This is a genomic window from Rhizobium sp. N324 (genome assembly GCF_001664485.1).
Lineage (GTDB): Bacteria > Pseudomonadota > Alphaproteobacteria > Rhizobiales > Rhizobiaceae > Rhizobium.
Map to the genome: position 1 here is coordinate 88,365 of NZ_CP013635.1, position 16,216 is coordinate 104,580.

The following is a 16,216-nucleotide window of genomic DNA, read 5'->3' on the forward strand; positions in this document are numbered from 1 at the left end:
TTATCCTTTCACTGCGCCCATCGTTAGGCCGCGCGACAGATGCTTCTGGATCAGGACAACGAGGATCAAGATCGGAGCGAATGCGAGGAACGAGACGAGTGCGATTGCGTTGTAGATCACCCCATCGGAGCCGCCTGTGAAGTTGGCGAGGGCAACGGACATCGTGTAAGCCTTTGAGGTCGACGCGATGAGAAGGGTGAACAAGAATTCGTTGATTGCGAAGATAGCCGCTATGACCGCAGCGGTGATAATGCCGGGCAGGCAAGCCGGGATCATGATTTCCCAAAGAATGGTCAAGTCCCCGGCGCCATCGGTGCGTGCCGCGTCCTCCAACTCCTTCGGAATATCCAGCATGTAGCTGCGAATGATCCAGGTGACGAGGCTGAGATTGATGGCCGCGTAAATGAGCATCAAAGCCCAGACGGAATCCAGCAAACCCATATTTTTGAACAGAAAGAAGATGGGCACCGCAACGATGGCCGGCGCCATCATACGCGTGGACAGGATGTAGAAGCCGATGTCCTCTCGGCCACGGAACTCATAGCGAGCCAGCGCGAAGGCTGCGGGAATAGCCAGCAGCAGATCAATGACGACAGAGCCCGCCACTGCAACGACCGAATTTCGCAGATACGAAGCTATCGGCCAATCGCTGACGAGCAGGCGCCAAGCGTCCAAACTCCATGTCGGCCAGTAGATCGGCCTTGGGACGATGATTTCAGTTCTTGGTCTGAACCCTATTGTGAGGAACCAGATGATCGGAACAAGGCAAACAAGGGCCCAGGCGCCAAGTATGATGTAGCGAAGAAGGAAGCTTTCGCCGCCGCTTTTTCGAATACTAGCCATATCATGATTTCCCAGATTTGAATGCGCGCTTGACGACAGTTTGAGCGATGACGATCGTAAAGATCAGCATCAGCACCGATGCCGCGGAGGCGTATCCGAAATTGAACATCCTGAAGCCTTGACGATAGATGAAGTAGCTCATCGTCTCCGTTGCCCCGCCCGGTGTGCCCTGGGTCATGATGTAGACATTCGTGAACATCGTTGTGATGTCGATGCCGCGCAGCGTTACGGCAACCACGATGATAGGTCTCATCATCGGCAGTGAGATGTTCCAGAAAATGCTGCTCCAGCTTGCCCCGTCCAATCGAGCCGCTTCCTCGATTTCCTCGTCCTGCCCCTGAAGGGCTCCGACGAAGATGATGAAGAGAAACGGTGTCCACTGCCACACGTCCGCGACAATCAGGGTCAGCCTTGCCAGCCAAATAGAGGCAAGCCAGTCGACATTGTTGGAGACGATTCCAATCGACATGAGGAGATCGGAAATCACCCGGCCATCATTGAATGCAAGCTTCCAGATGAATGCCACCGCCGACGGCATGAACAGCATCGGCATCAGGAAAATGATGCGCCAACCGCGGACAAATGGATCTCGGTAACAGAAGAAGGCCACAGCCATCGCGATCACCGATTGCAGGATCAAGGATATGCCGCCGATGACAGCGGTATTTCCCAATGCAGCCCAGAATTCACGATCCTGGATGATCCGCGTGTAGTTGCCGAGCCCGATCCAAGACCAGTTGACGAACTTGACGACAAAGAGGCTTTGATACATCGCGAACAGACCTGGATACAGGGTGATCGCGAGTAGGTAGGCTACCGCCGGTCCAACTAGGAGATACGGGAAGACCTTCCTCGCCGTAGCCGAACGGGGACGGGGTCGAGCGGGTAACCTTATGGTGGAGGCGGCGAACGCCGCCTCCGTTTCAAGTCTTTGAGTTGAATGTGTCATGATCTTAGAAAGGCAGTGCCTTACCCTTGCCTACGTAGAGGCCTGGCTCCGCGTCCGAGTAAGCAATCGGGGCGCTTCCACCGGAGAAGCCATTCTTCTCCAGAATGCTCTTCCAGGCTTTTTGCCCGTTCTCGAGGGCTTCCTTGGCTGAAATCTGACCGGTGACCGCCCGGTTGATTTCATTCCCGAGCGCCTGCTCCATTTCGAACATCCCTGGAATACGGGGCGCGCACCACGCATGTTCCAAACTGTCCGCCCACACCTTCATGGGCTGGCTGACGGCGCGGAGACGTTCGTTGGCAAGAACGGACCGGTAGCCTGGAGCAACACCATTCGCATTCGCTTCGTTCATCGCCATGATAGACGAAGTCGTGAGGAATGCGAGCATAAGGAACGCACCCTCGGGGTTTTGCGATGTGGCTGCAACGCAGGAGGTCGATCCGGCAATATTCGGCGGCGCGAATACGCCACCTGAAATGCGGGGCTCGTAGATCGTAACAAAATCATCGACGATCTTCGACTGATCAGGCCGCATGGCCTGGGTGCCGCTGTCCTGCCAGCTGATATTTGCTGCAACCTGGCCGCCGAGCCAGGCGGCGCGGTTTTCACCCCAGCCGGCGCCGGACACACCTTCGATGGCGTTTTTCTGCAGAGCCATGATGATATCCATGGCCTTCATTCCGGCATCACTCGTGAGCTGCGGATTCCATTGATTGTCGAACAAGGAAAGGCCGGCTTGCGCCGCGATATGTTCCCAGGTGTAAGTCGCCCAGAAACCACGGGCCGCCATCAGGCCAACGCCGGCTACACCGCCGCCGAGTTTATTTGCTTCGGCAGTGATGCGAATGAGTTCGTCGTAGGTTGGCACGGATTGAGCTCGGTCGATGGAGCCGCCGAGAATTTTCTCCATGATCGACTTGCGCAGATGCACCATCTGCACGTCGCAGTCGAACGGAATACCAACCAGCTTGCCGCCGACGTAGCCGTAGTTCAGTCGATAAGTGTCGTAAAAGTCGTCGAGCGGCAGTTTCCACTTCTCGGCATATTCGCCGAGGTCGGCCAGGAAACCAGGGCCGGCGAAATCACCGAGCCAGGGCGAGAAGAACTGCAGAGCGTCGAAGGATGCGTTTCCGGAAATGAATTCTGAAACCGCCTTGTCGTAAAAGCTGTCGTCGGGAATCGGAACAAGTTCCACCTTGATGCCGGACAGTTGTTCAAAGGGCTTGAGCCCCTCGGCAGCTGACTCTTGGTCAGCGGCGCCTACGGCAAATCTGACCGTTTTTCCGCTCTGCTCCGAGCGAACCTTTTCCCAATCGACCGTACGGATCCAGTCCTTCGCCGGATCCCACAGCGGATCGTTCGACATTTTGTAGAGCTTCTGGTAGTCCTCGCGGACATAGTCTTTGACCGAAATCTTGTCCAAAACCGCCTGCACATCCGGCAGACCGGATTGCGCAAACGCGGGCAGCTTGAGGGCCGAGGCCGCGCCCGCGGCGAGCCCAAAAGCTGCGGTATGCCTGAGGAATCCACGGCGCGATACGCCGGAACTTAAGACTGTCATGATGTTATTCCTCCCAATCTGAATAAATCAGCTGAATGCCAATGGAGGCAAGACCGTTTCGGCGCGGCCTCCACTCCGCTCCACATAGCACTTATCCGCCCGATGGCGCGAACATTTGCTATCGAGAAATACAATGTGTTCATAAATGACGACTGTCAACCCATTTTTTCTCCCGGCCATCGGTGCGCTTTTCGAACATTACGCATAAAGCACACAACTTTGTGCAGTGCAGCGCCGCGGCATACCACTACTTCTTGCCGACCTATCCACTGAGAGATAAATCTTGTACACGACGCAAAATTCAGAATGCGATGACGGGGCGCTGACTTCGCGGGAAAAGGGCTGAATCCCGCGCCATATCATCCGCGCCGAGCGAGACTCATCCGAAAGGAAGCTAGATGCAGACCACGCCGACAGTTGTCATGGTCCAGAGTGATTCTGAAAGGCTTCGCGCGCGAGTGGCGTGGCTCTACCACATAGAGAATTACACGCAGCAAGACATTGCCGCCCAGCTTGGCATCAATCGCGTAATGGTCGTTCGACTTCTTGCGGAAGCGCGTCGCCGGAACGAAGTGCGCGTTACCATATCCTCGCCGCTTTCCGATATGATCGCTCTTGAAAGAGAATTGGAGACGACATTTGGGATCAAACAGGTCATTGTTGCGCCCTTCGCCGATACCGAAGGCGATCCAACCAAGGTGATTGCGGCAGCTGCGGGAACGCTGATTACCGGATTGATGCATTCCGGCATGATCGTTGGCGTGGGTTGGGGGCGCACCCTTTATAATACATTGCCGTTTATTGCCGGCGCCGCCCTCGACGATTTTCGCGTCGTCTCGCTCCTCGGAGGCATTTCGGCTGCTCGTCGCTTCAATCCCGCGGAGTTTGCCTGGCAGTTCGCGGAGCTTTTTAAGGGTGAAGGCTTTCTTGTCACGGCACCGGCCGTGGTGGATAGCCCCGAGACGAAGCACGCACTGCTGGAAAGATGCGGCCTCGCCGCGATTTTCGAAATGGCAGACAAGCTCGACGTCGCACTTCTCTCGGTCGGAGGCATCTCCACGCTGACGACGAGCTACCGCACCGGCTATCTGAGCGAGGCCGACCGCCGCTCTTTGATAGACGCCGGCGCCGTCGGAGATGTGCTCTATAACTTCATCGACAAGGACGGCAACGTTATCGACCATGAGGTTAATGCTCGGGTTATATCGGTGAACCTCGAGCGATTGCGGCGCACGCCGGAGCGCATTTTGATCTCCGGGGGGCCTGAAAAGCTGGCCGCACTTCGGGCATCCCTTATGACAATCAAGCCAACGACCTTCGTAACGGATGAGCAGACGGCGGGCGCTCTGCTAACCTTGATGGCAACCGATCCCGTCGAGCGCGAACGACCCTAGAGCCTTTCGCGCATCAGTGGTTCGCGCATCGGGTCCCGCGCACTGCTCCGCAGATCCGCACGCTGTCAAACCGCAGTGCAAAAAATCGTTTCAATAAAAATCGTTGACGGGGGGGGGGGCGCCATGCTCCTCAGCCGTCGGGCGCCTGCGCACGCACAGGCTCGCCTCAATGTTCGTATTTGCAACAAAAGTTCTTTGTCCACCCGTCGACTAGCGTTGATCGGCTCGAATACGCGGATAGTAAGAACATAGTTGTTGACGATGTAACAAATGTACAGTACCAATTGCCTCGAATGAATTCGGGAGGATTGGAATGCCCATTAACGTTGCGCCAACCGGGCTTGCACGCGATCTCGTGCGTCGAGAGACCGAGGGAAAGCCTATTCGCATTGGGTTGATTGGGAGCGGGGAGATGGGCACTGACATCGTGACCCGCGTTGCCCACATGGCCGGTATCGAGATCGGGGCAATCTGCGATCTCAACGTCGTCCGCGCTCGCGAGGCCGTTGATATTGCTTACCGGGCCGACGGCCATCATCGCGAAGCCGCGACCGCTGACCAACTCAACGATGTGATCGAAGCCGGGAAGATCGCCATCACCGCCGACGCCACCAATATCCTCAACAGCGGATTGATCGATGTTGTCGTCGATGCCACGGGTGTCCCGGCCGTCGGTGCGGAAATAGGCCTGTCGGCCATGGAGCACGGCAAGCACCTCGTGATGATGAACGTCGAAGCGGACGTCACGATCGGCGCCTATCTCAAAAGCGAGGCCGAGCGACTTGGCGTTACTTATTCGCTCGGCGCCGGAGATGAACCGTCGTCTTGCATCGAGCTGATCGAGTTTGTTTCGGCGATGGGCCATCCGATCGTTGCCGCAGGCAAGGGCAAAAACAACCCCTTGAACATCGACGCGGTCCCGGACCAATACGCCGAAGAAGCGACGCGTCGGAACATGAACGTTCGCATGCTTGTCGAATTCGTCGACGGCTCGAAAACCATGGTGGAAATGGCCGCCATCGCAAACGCGACAGGACTTGTGCCGGATAAACCTGGCATGCACGGTCCGGCGGCCACGCTTGACGAACTGTCGAAGGTCCTCGTGCCCGAAAAAGACGGCGGCGTGCTCTCCAAGATCGGCGTCGTCGATTATTCAATTGGCAAGGGTGTAGCCCCTGGCGTCTTTGTCGTTGCGGACATGTCGCATCCGCGGATCTCGGAGCGTATGGAAGACCTCAAGATGGGGAAGGGGCCGTATTTCACCTTCCACCGGCCCTATCATCTTACGTCACTGGAAGTGCCGCTCACATGTGCCCGTGTCGTTCTTTACGGGAAGCCGGACATGGTCCCTCTTTCCACCCCTGTCGCCGAGGTGTGTGCGGTGGCCAAGAAGGATCTTCAGCCCGGCGAAAAGCTCGATGCAATCGGCGAGTACTGCTATCGCGCATGGATCATGACCGCGCCTGAAGCGCGAAGCGCCGCCGCTATTCCTTGCGGAATGTTGCAAGGGGGCAAGGTTACCGCGCCGATCAAGAAGGGCGAGTTGATCACCTACAGCAACGCATCGGTCGCGGAAGGCTCTCGTCTTGCAGCCTTGCGCGCCAAGCAAGACGCGCTTGTTTACGGCAGGGAGGCATAAATGGCGAATTCAGCAAGAGTGATAAAGAGTGCCGATCCCAGCAATCTGCCCTTCATCTACCGACAATATCCTCGCGAGCAGTTGCTGGACGCTCTTCGGAAGATGCACCTCATCCGCCAGTTCGAAGAGGGCGCTGAGGAGAGTTACACACGTGGCCTCATCCACGGGACGATGCATCTGTCAATCGGCCAGGAAGCAAGCGCCATGGGCGTTTGCCTCCCGCTGACGCAACAGGATCAGATCACCTCGACCCATCGAGGCCACGGCCACTGCATCGCCAAGGGCGCGGATGTCAAGCGCATGTTCGCGGAGTTTTTCGGCAAGACGACCGGTTATTGTGCCGGCCGCGGCGGCTCCATGCATATTGCGGACGTTACGACCGGCAATCTCGGCGCCAACGGAATCGTCGGAGGCGGTTTGCCCATCGCCGTTGGTGCGGCGCTGACATCCAAGCGGCTGAAAACCGGAAAGGTGGTCATCTGCTTCTTTGGCGACGGTGCAAACAACGAAGGTGCCTTTCACGAAGCCTTGAACATGGCTGCCGTTTGGAAGCTGCCGGTCATTTTCGTTTGTGAAAACAACGGCTACGGCATGTCGACCTCGACCGCGCGCTCCACGGCGGTTGCCAATATCGCCGACCGCGCAGCCGCTTACAGCATGCCAGGCGTCATCGTCGATGGGAACGTGCTCTCCGAGGTGGCCGAAGCCACTCACAATGCCGTTGAACGCGCCAAGCGCGGCGAGGGGCCATCGCTCATCGAATGCAAAACCTATCGGTACCGCGGTCACTCCAAGAGCGATCGAAACCGCTACCGCACGAAAGACGAAATCGACGACTGGATGAGCAACCGCGATCCTATCGTCCGGTTCGAAACACAACTGCGCGAATTCGGCGTCGCGAATGACGCAGAGCTGGAGGCAATCCGCCAATCGGTTCGCGATGAGATCGCAGCAGGTATTGAATTTGCAAAGACAAGTCCGGCCCCTGACGTCTCTGAGCTGGCTGAGAATGTTTATACGGAGCAGGCATAAATGGACACCAGTGTTCGAGAACTCAGCTACTCCCAGGCGATCCAGGAGGCGATGGCCATCGCGATGGAGGCGGACGAGCGCGTCGTTTTGATGGGCGAGGACATCGGCGTCTACGGTGGCGCCTTTCAAGTAACGGGCGACCTCATCGACAGGTTCGGGCCGGATCGCGTGATGGACACTCCAATTTCTGAACTTGGCGGCGCGGGCGTGGCTGTCGGTGCGGCGATGACGGGACTGCGGCCGATATTCGAGTTTCAGTTCTCGGATTTTGCCGCCCTTGCGATGGAGCAAATCGTCAACCAGGCCGCAAAAATGCGCTACATGCTCGGCGGCGAAGTGTCAGTGCCGGTTGTCATGCGGTTTCCAGCCGGCTCTGGGACCGGGGCTGCCGCCCAGCACAGCCAGAGCCTGGAGGCTTGGCTGGGACATGTGCCGGGTTTGAAGGTCGTCCAGCCCGCCACTCCACACGATGTTAAGGGCATGCTGCTTGCCGCTGTCGCCGATCCCGATCCGGTGATGATCTTTGAACACAAGCTCCTCTATAAAATGAAGGGACCGGTTCCTGAAGGTCACTACACGGTTCCTCTCGATAAGGCAGAGGTCCGTCGACAGGGTAAAGATCTCAGTATCGTTGCGACGTCGATCATGGTTCATAAAGCCCTCGACGCAGCCGAACAACTGGCTGCCGAAGGAATTGACATCGAAGTGATCGATCTCCGTTCGGTGCGGCCGATCGATCGGGCGACCGTGATCGCAAGCGTGAAAAAGACGACGAAGCTCCTTTGCGTCTATGAAGGCGTTAAGACACTTGGGGTCGGTGCGGAAATAAGTGCCATGATCGCCGAAAGCGATGCGTTCGACTATCTGGATGCACCGATCGTCCGTCTTGGGGGCTCCGAAACGCCGATCCCGTATAATCCCGAGCTTGAGAAGGCTGCCGTTCCACAAGTCCCAGACATTTTGAGAGCAGCACGGGATCTTGTGAGGGGAGCGAGATAGCATGGCAACAGAAATCATTCTCCCGAAGGTCGACATGGATATGGCGACCGGAAAGATCTCGAAGTGGTTTTTCAACGAAGGTGACCGCGTTGGGAAGGGCGACGTCCTGTTCGAGATCGAAACCGACAAGGCAGCGATGGAGATAGATTCCCCCGTTACGGGCATTCTTCGAAACATCACCGGCAAAGAAGGCGTTGATATCGCCGTAGGGTCGGCAGTCGCCTGGCTCTACGAGGAGGGTGAGGAATATCAGGCCGCGACTAACCTGCCTGCTCCGGCCAACCCCATGGAGGCCGCGGCTTCCGACATGACCGCGGTCGAACTGATCCAAGCACCAAGCCATATTGGATCGCCGGATGCCAGAAATTCAATTAGGGCTACGCCGTTGGCAAGACGCCTCGCGCGGGAAAGCGGCATCGATCTGGGATCCGTGGCGGGAACCGGCCCCCGTGGAAGGATTATCAGTGCTGACGTTTCGAAGGTTCGCGTTGCCGAAGCGACTATTGCACTGCCGGCGCCCGCTGGAACCCAGAATATGGGGCAAGACGCTGCGTCTGGTGGCTCCCTGAAACAGTTCGCCGAAGGCACGTTCGATTTGCAACCTCATACGCCTATGAGGAGGACGATCGCTCGGCGGTTGCTGGAAGCAAAGACCACTATTCCGCATTTCTACCTGACTGTTGATTGCCGCATCGACGCTCTCCTCAAGTTGCGAGCGGAGCTGAACGCGTCTGCGCCAATGGAAGATGGGACGCCTAAATATAAGTTGTCGGTCAATGACATGATCATTAAGGCCTACGCGCTGGCCCTTGGATCAACGCCCGACGCGAACGTGTCTTGGACGGAAGAGAGCCTCCTGCGCCATCATTCTGTTGACGTAGGAGTTGCCGTTTCCGTGGCCGGCGGGCTGATCACGCCGATCATTCGGCATGCGGAAGCCAAAACGCTTTCGAGCATCTCCAACGAGATGAAGGACCTCGCTGCACGCGCGAAGTCAGGGAAATTGAAGCCGGCTGAGTACCAGGGCGGCACCGGAGCGATTTCAAACCTCGGCATGTTCGGGGTGAGAGAATTCGCGGCAATTATCAACCCTCCCCATTCAACCATCCTGGCAGTTGGTGCCGGGGAGAAAAGGCCCGTCGTCAACGCACAAGGCGAGCTGTCGGCGGCAACGGTCATGACCGTGACGCTGTCAACCGATCATCGTGCGGTCGATGGCGCCCTTGGCGCGGAGCTTGTCGGAAAGTTCCGAACGCTCATCGAAAACCCGATAGGTATGCTGATCTAGTTTCCTCCCAGACCTCGGGGGATCTTGCCGCGACGCGAACCAGTCGCGACGGATCCCCCAATTTTTTCAAGGAAAACAGATGTCCTACGACGTCATCATCATCGGCTCCGGTCCGGGCGGCTATGTCGCCGCCATCCGCGCCAGCCAGCTCGGCCTGAAGACCGCGATCGTCGAGCGCGAGCATATGGGCGGCATCTGCCTGAACTGGGGCTGTATCCCCACCAAGGCGCTGCTGCGCTCGGCCGAGGTGCTCGATCACGCCAACCACTTCAAGGATTTCGGTCTCGTTCTCGAAGGCACCGTCAAGCCGGATGCCAAGGCCGTCGTCGGCCGCTCGCGCGCCGTCTCAGCCCGTCTCAACGCCGGCGTCGGCTTCCTGATGAAGAAGAACAAGATCGACATCATCTGGGGCGAGGCGAAGTTAACGAAGCCCGGCGAAATCGTCGTCGGCAAGTCGTCGAAGCCGGTGGTCGAGCCGCAGCATCCGCTGCCGAAAAACGTCAAGGGTGAGGGCACCTATACCGCCAAGCACATCATCATCGCCACCGGCGCCCGTCCGCGCGCGCTGCCCGGCATCGAGCCCGATGGCAAGCGGATCTGGACCTATTTCGAGGCGCTGAAGCCGGATGCGTTGCCGAAGTCGCTGATCGTCATGGGCTCGGGTGCAATCGGCATCGAATTCGCCAGCTTCTATCGCTCGATGGGCGTCGACGTGACGGTCGTTGAAGTCATGCCGACGATCATGCCGGTCGAGGATGCCGAAATCACCGCCATCGCCCGCAAGCAGCTGGAAAAGCGCGGCCTGAAGATCTTCACCAGCGCCAAGGTCACCAAGGTGGAGAAGGGTGCCGGCAGCATCACCGCCCATGTCGAGACGTCGGACGGCAAGGTGCAGCAGATCACCGCCGATCGGATGATCTCCGCCGTCGGCGTTCAGGGCAATATCGAAAATCTCGGCCTCGAGGCGCTCGGCATCAAGACCGACCGCGGCTGCGTCGTCGCCGACGGTTACGGCAAGACCAATGTCGCCGGCATCTATGCGATCGGCGACGTCGCCGGCCCGCCGATGCTGGCGCACAAGGCCGAGCATGAGGGTGTGGTCTGCGTCGAGAAGATCGCCGGCCTGCCGAATGTTCACCCGACCGACAAGGGCAAGGTTCCCGGCTGCACCTATTGCAACCCGCAGGTCGCCTCCGTCGGGATCACCGAAGCCAAGGCCAAGGAGCTCGGCCGCGACATCCGCGTCGGCCGCTTCTCCTTCGCCGCCAACGGCAAGGCGATCGCGCTCGGCGAAGACCAGGGCATGGTGAAGGTGATCTTCGACAAGAAGACCGGCGAACTGCTCGGCGCCCACATGGTCGGCGCCGAAGTCACCGAACTCATCCAGGGCTTCGTCGTGGCGATGAACCTCGAAACAACAGAGGAAGAGCTGATGCACACGATCTTCCCGCATCCGACCGTCTCCGAAACGATGAAGGAAGCGGTGCTCGATGCCTATGGCCGTGTGCTGAACGCTTGAGGCGCGAGCACCAAACGCAGCACGACCATGCGTTAAACACACAGCAGGGCGCTTTTCAGCGGCAGGAGGGATTCACAAATGGCACGTATTACGCTCAGGCAGTTGCTGGATCATGCAGCGGAGGAGGGTTACGGCGTCCCCGCCTTCAATATCAACAATATGGAACAGGCGCTCGCCATCATGGAAGCTGCGGATGCGGCTCATGCTCCTGTCATCATGCAGGCATCGCGCGGCGCGCGCGCCTACGCCAACGACATCATGCTTAAGCATATGATGGACGCCGTCGTGGAAATCTACCCGCACATTCCCATCTGCGTGCATCTGGACCACGGCAACGATCCAGCCAGCTGCATGACGGCGATACAGGCAGGCTTCACCTCGGTCATGATGGATGGCTCGCTGAAAGCCGATGCGAAGACACCCGCCGACTGGGATTACAATGTCGACGTGACCAAGAAAGTAACCGAAATGGCCCATCTCGGCGGCATTTCCGTCGAAGGCGAGCTCGGTGTGCTCGGCTCTCTCGAAACCGGCATGGGAGAGGCCGAGGATGGGCATGGCGCTGAAGGCAAGCTATCGCATGACCAGCTGCTGACCAATCCGGACGAGGCGGTGAAATTCGTGCGGGAAACTCGAGTCGATGCACTGGCGATCGCCATGGGAACCTCGCATGGCGCCTATAAGTTCACGCGCAAGCCTGATGGTTCGGTGCTGGCGATGAACGTCATCGAAGAGATCCACCGCAAGCTGCCGAACATGCATCTGGTCATGCATGGGTCGTCGTCGGTTCCGGTCGAGCTGCAGGAGATCATCAACAAGTACGGCGGCCAGATGAAGCCCACCTGGGGGGTGCCGATCGAAGAGATCCAGCGCGGCATCAAGCATGGAGTGCGCAAGATCAACATCGACACCGATGGCCGGATGGCGATGACCGGGCAGATCCGCCGGATCCTGCAGGAAGATCCGAGCGAATTCGATCCGCGCAAATATCTGAAGCCGGCAATGACCGCGCTCACCAAGCTTTGCAAAGAGCGCTTCGAACAGTTCGGCACTGCCGGTAAGGCGGAACGGATTACGGCTCTTCCAGTTTCGGCGATGGCGAAGCGCTATGCGTCCGGTACGCTCGATCCGTTTTTCTCTTGATTGTCATTTATGGGACAAGGGAAACTCCCAGAACTTATGTTCCCACACAATACAAATTGTCTGGAATTATATAGATCCCCGCCATCTGGTCTCGGCCGCATGAACATTTCCACACCATGGGCGCGATTTGTAACGCCGAAAGGTAAATTTAAGCTGTTCGTGCCATGGTGTCTTAGTTCGGAGCAGCGAGTGCTTTTGGGAGGGGCGAAATGGACAGGATTCTTGCGCGGTTCAGGATTCAGACCAAGGTTATAATACTGGTTCTGCCGCTGTTGATGACGATCGTCGCGGTTGGCGCCACGGGACTTTACGCGACAGGGGTCTTAGAAGCGCGACTCAACACGTCGAATGACGTGGTCCGGCTGCTCTCAGGATTTAAGGCCGTTTATGCCGGCATTACCACGTTTCTTCGTGAGCCCGATGATGCGACATTCAAGCAAGCCTCCAATACAACTGCAGCACAGATCGACGAACTCGACCGTATGGTCGAAGAGATTCCGGACGCCCAGGCTGTTGGCGAATTGCGGAAAGCGCAGCAAGCTACGCGCACGATCCTGCAGCACATCAACGAGATATGGACACTTCGACAGGACCGTTCGCGGCTAACGAACAACATTGCCGCGCAACTCAACGCGCTGAATTCCCTCCAAATGGAACTTGGCAAGCACGCCTTCAAAATCGTCGCCCAAGCTGCTCAGCTTGATAATAAAAGAAAATCAAGGCTTTCCGAGACGCTGGCGCTTCAATCGATTCTTAACAGCTGCGAAAATCTCGAGGCGCAACTGCGGTCGGCGGATGGGTGGTCTTTGCGTCCGGAAGGAAAAGCCGTGCGAGCATCGTTGGAAGACCTCGCACACAAACTCTCGAAATCCGACCGTCTTCTCAATTCATTAGGCGTGCGAGACGGATCCCAGACAGCCGAGCGGATTTTGACGTTCCTCAACCAAATTGGGAACCAGGGAACAGGGGGGCAGCCTGAGGAGCTGGCCATCGCAAACGACTTGGCTGGTTTATCGGAAAGATTGCAGGCGCAAAGTGTGGCAGCCGTCGATCAGGCCGCCGCGGATCTGAATGGTTCGAGCAGTGGCTCACTTGACGCCGACAAGGTGACGAAAAAGCTCCGTTCGATTGTAAGCAACAGCAGCGACGTAAAAATCGCCTTCGCCAGCATCCTGGGTGAACCGATTGAGGATAACGTCAAGGCAGTGGAGCGAACCCTTTTTGTCTATACGGGGGAGGTAAGCTTGCTGACCGAGTTGGTGGCAATCGATCCCTACTTCGGCGAGATCCCGGGAAAGGTGGAGGAGATCGCCGGTGAGTTGCGCGACAGCGCCGCCGGACTGGAAGCCAATCGGGCAAGTGGCGAGGAGCAGTACCGCCACGCGACTGATAAAATCAACGAGATCTGGGGGCTGATGGACGCATTTGCGGACGCTCAGCGGCAAATGGCATCGACCGAGCGGTCGTTGACGAATTCGGTCTCTCTGACATCGATGGCGATTGGATTTCTCGTCGCGATAGCATCAGGCGCTGCATTGGTGATCACGCTCAAGCGGCCGATCGGTTCAATCACAGACATCATGCGGCGTTTGGCCGGCGGTTCGTTGGACATTGCGATCGACGGAGACCGGCGAAAAGACGAAATCGGCGAGATGGCGCGTGCACTTGCAGTGTTCAAGGAAAACGCCGTTCAGAAGATTGCCATACAGGCGCATACGGAAGAACTCCATAGACTGGCGGAGTCGGAGCGGGACACAAACGAACGCGAACGAGCCTCCACCCAGAAAAACATTGAATTGGCAGTAACGTCACTTGCCGGCGGTCTCAGGAATCTGGCGGGCAGAGATCTGCGGAAAACCCTCGAAGTCCCATTTGCCGGGGATCTGGATACTCTCAGACGGGACTTCAACAGCACCGTCAGCGACCTCAGCTCGACCATGCTGGACGTCCGTGCGACGTCAGCCGAAATTCACACCAATGGCCGGCTTCTGGCGGATGTCTCAGAAGAACTCTCTCGTAGAAATGAACAGCAAGCCGGTTCGATCGAACAGACCGCGGCGGCGATCGAAGAGATCACCATAACTGTCGCGGAGGCCTCAAAGCGTGCAGCGAGTGCCGCCGACATCACACAGCGCGTCAAGCTCGAGGCCGATGGCTCGCTGGTTATCGTCGGAAATGCCATCGGTGCGATGTCCCGGATCAAGGAGGCATCCGACCGCATAACAAGTATCGTCACCGTGATCGACGGAATAGCATTCCAAACAAATCTTCTTGCGTTAAACGCTGGAGTTGAGGCCGCCCGAGCTGGAGAAGCAGGAAAGGGATTTGCTGTCGTCGCGCATGAAGTCAGAGAACTTGCCCAACGCGCCGCTGTGGCGGCGAAAGAAATCGGAACTCTTATCCATCATTCGACGACCGAGGTCGACGCGGGCGTGGACTTTGTCCAGCAAGCCGGCCATGCCTTGGACGATATCGCGCTGAAGATCGGCGAGGTTTCCCGGGATGTCGGTCAGTTGGCACTCTCAAGCCAAAGCCAGGCCAAGAGCCTCACCGAGATAAACGACGCCGTCAGCACCATGGAAAGCGTGACCCAACGCAACGCCGCAATGGCAGAGGAGGCCGGCGCGGCCACTCGCCGGCTTGCGGAGCAAGTCGACGACCTCGTCCAGTTGGTCGGGTCCTTTGCACTGACCGACCATCCATTAGATCATGCCGAAAAGGCAGCCTAGCCGGGGTTGGCCGCCTCTCCATGACGGCTGACCCCACAGCTCGGCGCCCTCAGATAAGGATACTCCCTCCGTTGAAGCTCGATCCAAATAAGCAATTCTCGGCCTTCCTTTTCGATATGGACGGGACAATTCTGACTTCCATAGCAGCAGCCGAGCGAGTTTGGGGTGCCTGGGCGCAACGCCAAGGCCTGGATCCGGTAACGTTCCTGCCGACAATGCATGGACAAAGAGCGATCGACACCATTCATCGACTGAATCTTCCAGGCGTCGATCCGGAAATTGAAGCTTCAAAGATCACTCAAGCAGAGATCGAGGATGTTCAAGACGTCTTCGCAATCGCCGGAGCGGCAGACTTCTTGGCTGCTCTACCTGTCGACCGCTGGGCGATTGTTACGTCTGCGTCAAAGAAGCTCGCTCAGAAGCGTCTCGAGGCTGCAGGGCTGCCCATCCCACGCGTTATCGTCACCGGCGAAGATGTCGCGCTAGGGAAACCGGACCCTCAGTGCTTCCTGCTGGGCGCCAAACGGCTTGGGGTCTCGGCTGCAAGTTGCCTTGTTTTTGAGGATGTTGAGGCGGGTGTGAGGGCCGGACGCGCGGCGGGGGCGGATGTAGTGGTCATCACCGCCGCCGGGCATAAATTCGAATGCCCTATCTACCCATCAATAAATGATTATACGGATGTCGTGCCGGTGATATCTGCAGACGGGCTGCTGTCAATCAAAGCGGTCTAGCCATGTTTGGGGCGTTGGCGGCAGCGCGCCGGGCCAATACAGCGCGTGGTCAGCGCCGCCACCGATATCACCCGCAGCCCCAATGCCGAGGCCCGCACGCGTCGGTGGCTGACCGCGACCGCACCTTGGAGATATTGAGATGTGATACCAATTGATCTCTCAAGACTGAACAAGCGATTGCTTTAGGTTCAGTTCGACACGTATCGTCGCGCCGCAAGTACCAATGACGCGGAAATGACGAGAGAACATTTGGGTTGCTTGGGGCGACGGGGCGCTCTGAACGGAATGGCTCGCACTCAAAAGCGCCACGGAGCTCCGCTGCCCGGAGAAAACAGCGCGCCGAGCACCCGTCAGGCCCTGGTTGCAAAGTCGGCGTATTGCCGCATTTG

General features: G+C 57.9%; 12 protein-coding genes. 9 read left to right on the forward strand and 3 right to left on the reverse strand.

The window, feature by feature from the left end:
* From AMK05_RS30400 to AMK05_RS30410, 3 genes are read right to left on the reverse strand one after another with little or no spacing between them, the layout of a single operon-like run.
* Positions 1–843: a carbohydrate ABC transporter permease gene (locus AMK05_RS30400; RefSeq protein ID WP_064843919.1), complete on the reverse strand. Its 843-nt coding sequence runs from the start codon at positions 841–843 to the stop codon at positions 1–3.
* 1 nt (position 844) lies between these two features.
* A complete protein-coding gene (locus AMK05_RS30405; RefSeq protein WP_064843920.1) occupies positions 845–1,792 on the reverse strand; it encodes a carbohydrate ABC transporter permease in 948 nt (315 codons plus the stop codon).
* A gap of 4 nt (positions 1,793–1,796) precedes the next feature.
* A complete protein-coding gene (locus AMK05_RS30410; RefSeq protein WP_064843921.1) occupies positions 1,797–3,353 on the reverse strand; it encodes an ABC transporter substrate-binding protein in 1,557 nt (518 codons plus the stop codon).
* A 398-nt stretch (positions 3,354–3,751) separates the two neighbouring features.
* Between AMK05_RS30410 and AMK05_RS30415 the strand changes: the two genes are divergently transcribed.
* From AMK05_RS30415 to AMK05_RS30455, 9 genes are all read left to right on the forward strand, one after another.
* Entirely contained in the window at positions 3,752–4,747 is a 996-nt protein-coding gene (locus AMK05_RS30415) for a sugar-binding transcriptional regulator (protein ID WP_064843922.1), read from the forward strand.
* A gap of 313 nt (positions 4,748–5,060) precedes the next feature.
* Complete coding sequence (locus tag AMK05_RS30420) at positions 5,061–6,386, forward strand: NAD(P)H-dependent oxidoreductase (protein ID WP_064843923.1); 1,326 nt, start codon at positions 5,061–5,063, stop codon at positions 6,384–6,386.
* The gene (locus tag AMK05_RS30425; RefSeq protein WP_064843924.1) at positions 6,387–7,418 is read left to right on the forward strand and encodes a thiamine pyrophosphate-dependent dehydrogenase E1 component subunit alpha; all 1,032 of its coding nucleotides are present in this window, start codon (positions 6,387–6,389) and stop codon (positions 7,416–7,418) included.
* Positions 7,419–8,417 (forward strand): alpha-ketoacid dehydrogenase subunit beta, encoded by a 999-nt coding sequence (locus AMK05_RS30430; RefSeq protein ID WP_064843925.1) that lies wholly within the window; start codon positions 7,419–7,421, stop codon positions 8,415–8,417.
* A gap of 1 nt (position 8,418) precedes the next feature.
* Complete coding sequence (locus AMK05_RS30435; RefSeq protein WP_064843926.1) at positions 8,419–9,705, forward strand: pyruvate dehydrogenase complex dihydrolipoamide acetyltransferase; 1,287 nt, start codon at positions 8,419–8,421, stop codon at positions 9,703–9,705.
* A gap of 79 nt (positions 9,706–9,784) precedes the next feature.
* A complete protein-coding gene (gene lpdA / locus AMK05_RS30440; protein WP_064843927.1) occupies positions 9,785–11,224 on the forward strand; it encodes a dihydrolipoyl dehydrogenase in 1,440 nt (479 codons plus the stop codon).
* 78 nt (positions 11,225–11,302) lie between these two features.
* The gene (gene fba, locus AMK05_RS30445; RefSeq protein WP_064843928.1) at positions 11,303–12,367 is read left to right on the forward strand and encodes a class II fructose-bisphosphate aldolase; all 1,065 of its coding nucleotides are present in this window, start codon (positions 11,303–11,305) and stop codon (positions 12,365–12,367) included.
* A 209-nt stretch (positions 12,368–12,576) separates the two neighbouring features.
* On the forward strand, positions 12,577–15,096 hold the full coding sequence (locus tag AMK05_RS30450) for a methyl-accepting chemotaxis protein (protein ID WP_064843929.1): 2,520 nt from the start codon (positions 12,577–12,579) through the stop codon (positions 15,094–15,096).
* A 59-nt stretch (positions 15,097–15,155) separates the two neighbouring features.
* A complete protein-coding gene (locus AMK05_RS30455) occupies positions 15,156–15,827 on the forward strand; it encodes an HAD-IA family hydrolase (protein WP_442966281.1) in 672 nt (223 codons plus the stop codon).
* The last annotated feature ends 389 nt before the right edge of the window (positions 15,828–16,216 follow it).

Bases quoted from the DNA above. Each gene is read 5' to 3' on its own strand.
- AMK05_RS30430 (WP_064843925.1), top strand. From the start codon at position 7,419: ATGGACACCAGTGTTCGAGAACTCAGCTACTCCCAGGCGATCCAGGAG.
- AMK05_RS30425 (WP_064843924.1), top strand. From the start codon at position 6,387: ATGGCGAATTCAGCAAGAGTGATAAAGAGTGCCGATCCCAGCAATCTG.
- lpdA (WP_064843927.1), top strand. From the start codon at position 9,785: ATGTCCTACGACGTCATCATCATCGGCTCCGGTCCGGGCGGCTATGTC.
- AMK05_RS30435 (WP_064843926.1), top strand. From the start codon at position 8,419: ATGGCAACAGAAATCATTCTCCCGAAGGTCGACATGGATATGGCGACC.
- AMK05_RS30410 (WP_064843921.1), bottom strand. From the start codon at position 3,353: ATGACAGTCTTAAGTTCCGGCGTATCGCGCCGTGGATTCCTCAGGCAT.
- AMK05_RS30405 (WP_064843920.1), bottom strand. From the start codon at position 1,792: ATGACACATTCAACTCAAAGACTTGAAACGGAGGCGGCGTTCGCCGCC.
- AMK05_RS30450 (WP_064843929.1), top strand. From the start codon at position 12,577: ATGGACAGGATTCTTGCGCGGTTCAGGATTCAGACCAAGGTTATAATA.
- AMK05_RS30400 (WP_064843919.1), bottom strand. From the start codon at position 843: ATGGCTAGTATTCGAAAAAGCGGCGGCGAAAGCTTCCTTCTTCGCTAC.
- AMK05_RS30415 (WP_064843922.1), top strand. From the start codon at position 3,752: ATGCAGACCACGCCGACAGTTGTCATGGTCCAGAGTGATTCTGAAAGG.
- fba (WP_064843928.1), top strand. From the start codon at position 11,303: ATGGCACGTATTACGCTCAGGCAGTTGCTGGATCATGCAGCGGAGGAG.
- AMK05_RS30420 (WP_064843923.1), top strand. From the start codon at position 5,061: ATGCCCATTAACGTTGCGCCAACCGGGCTTGCACGCGATCTCGTGCGT.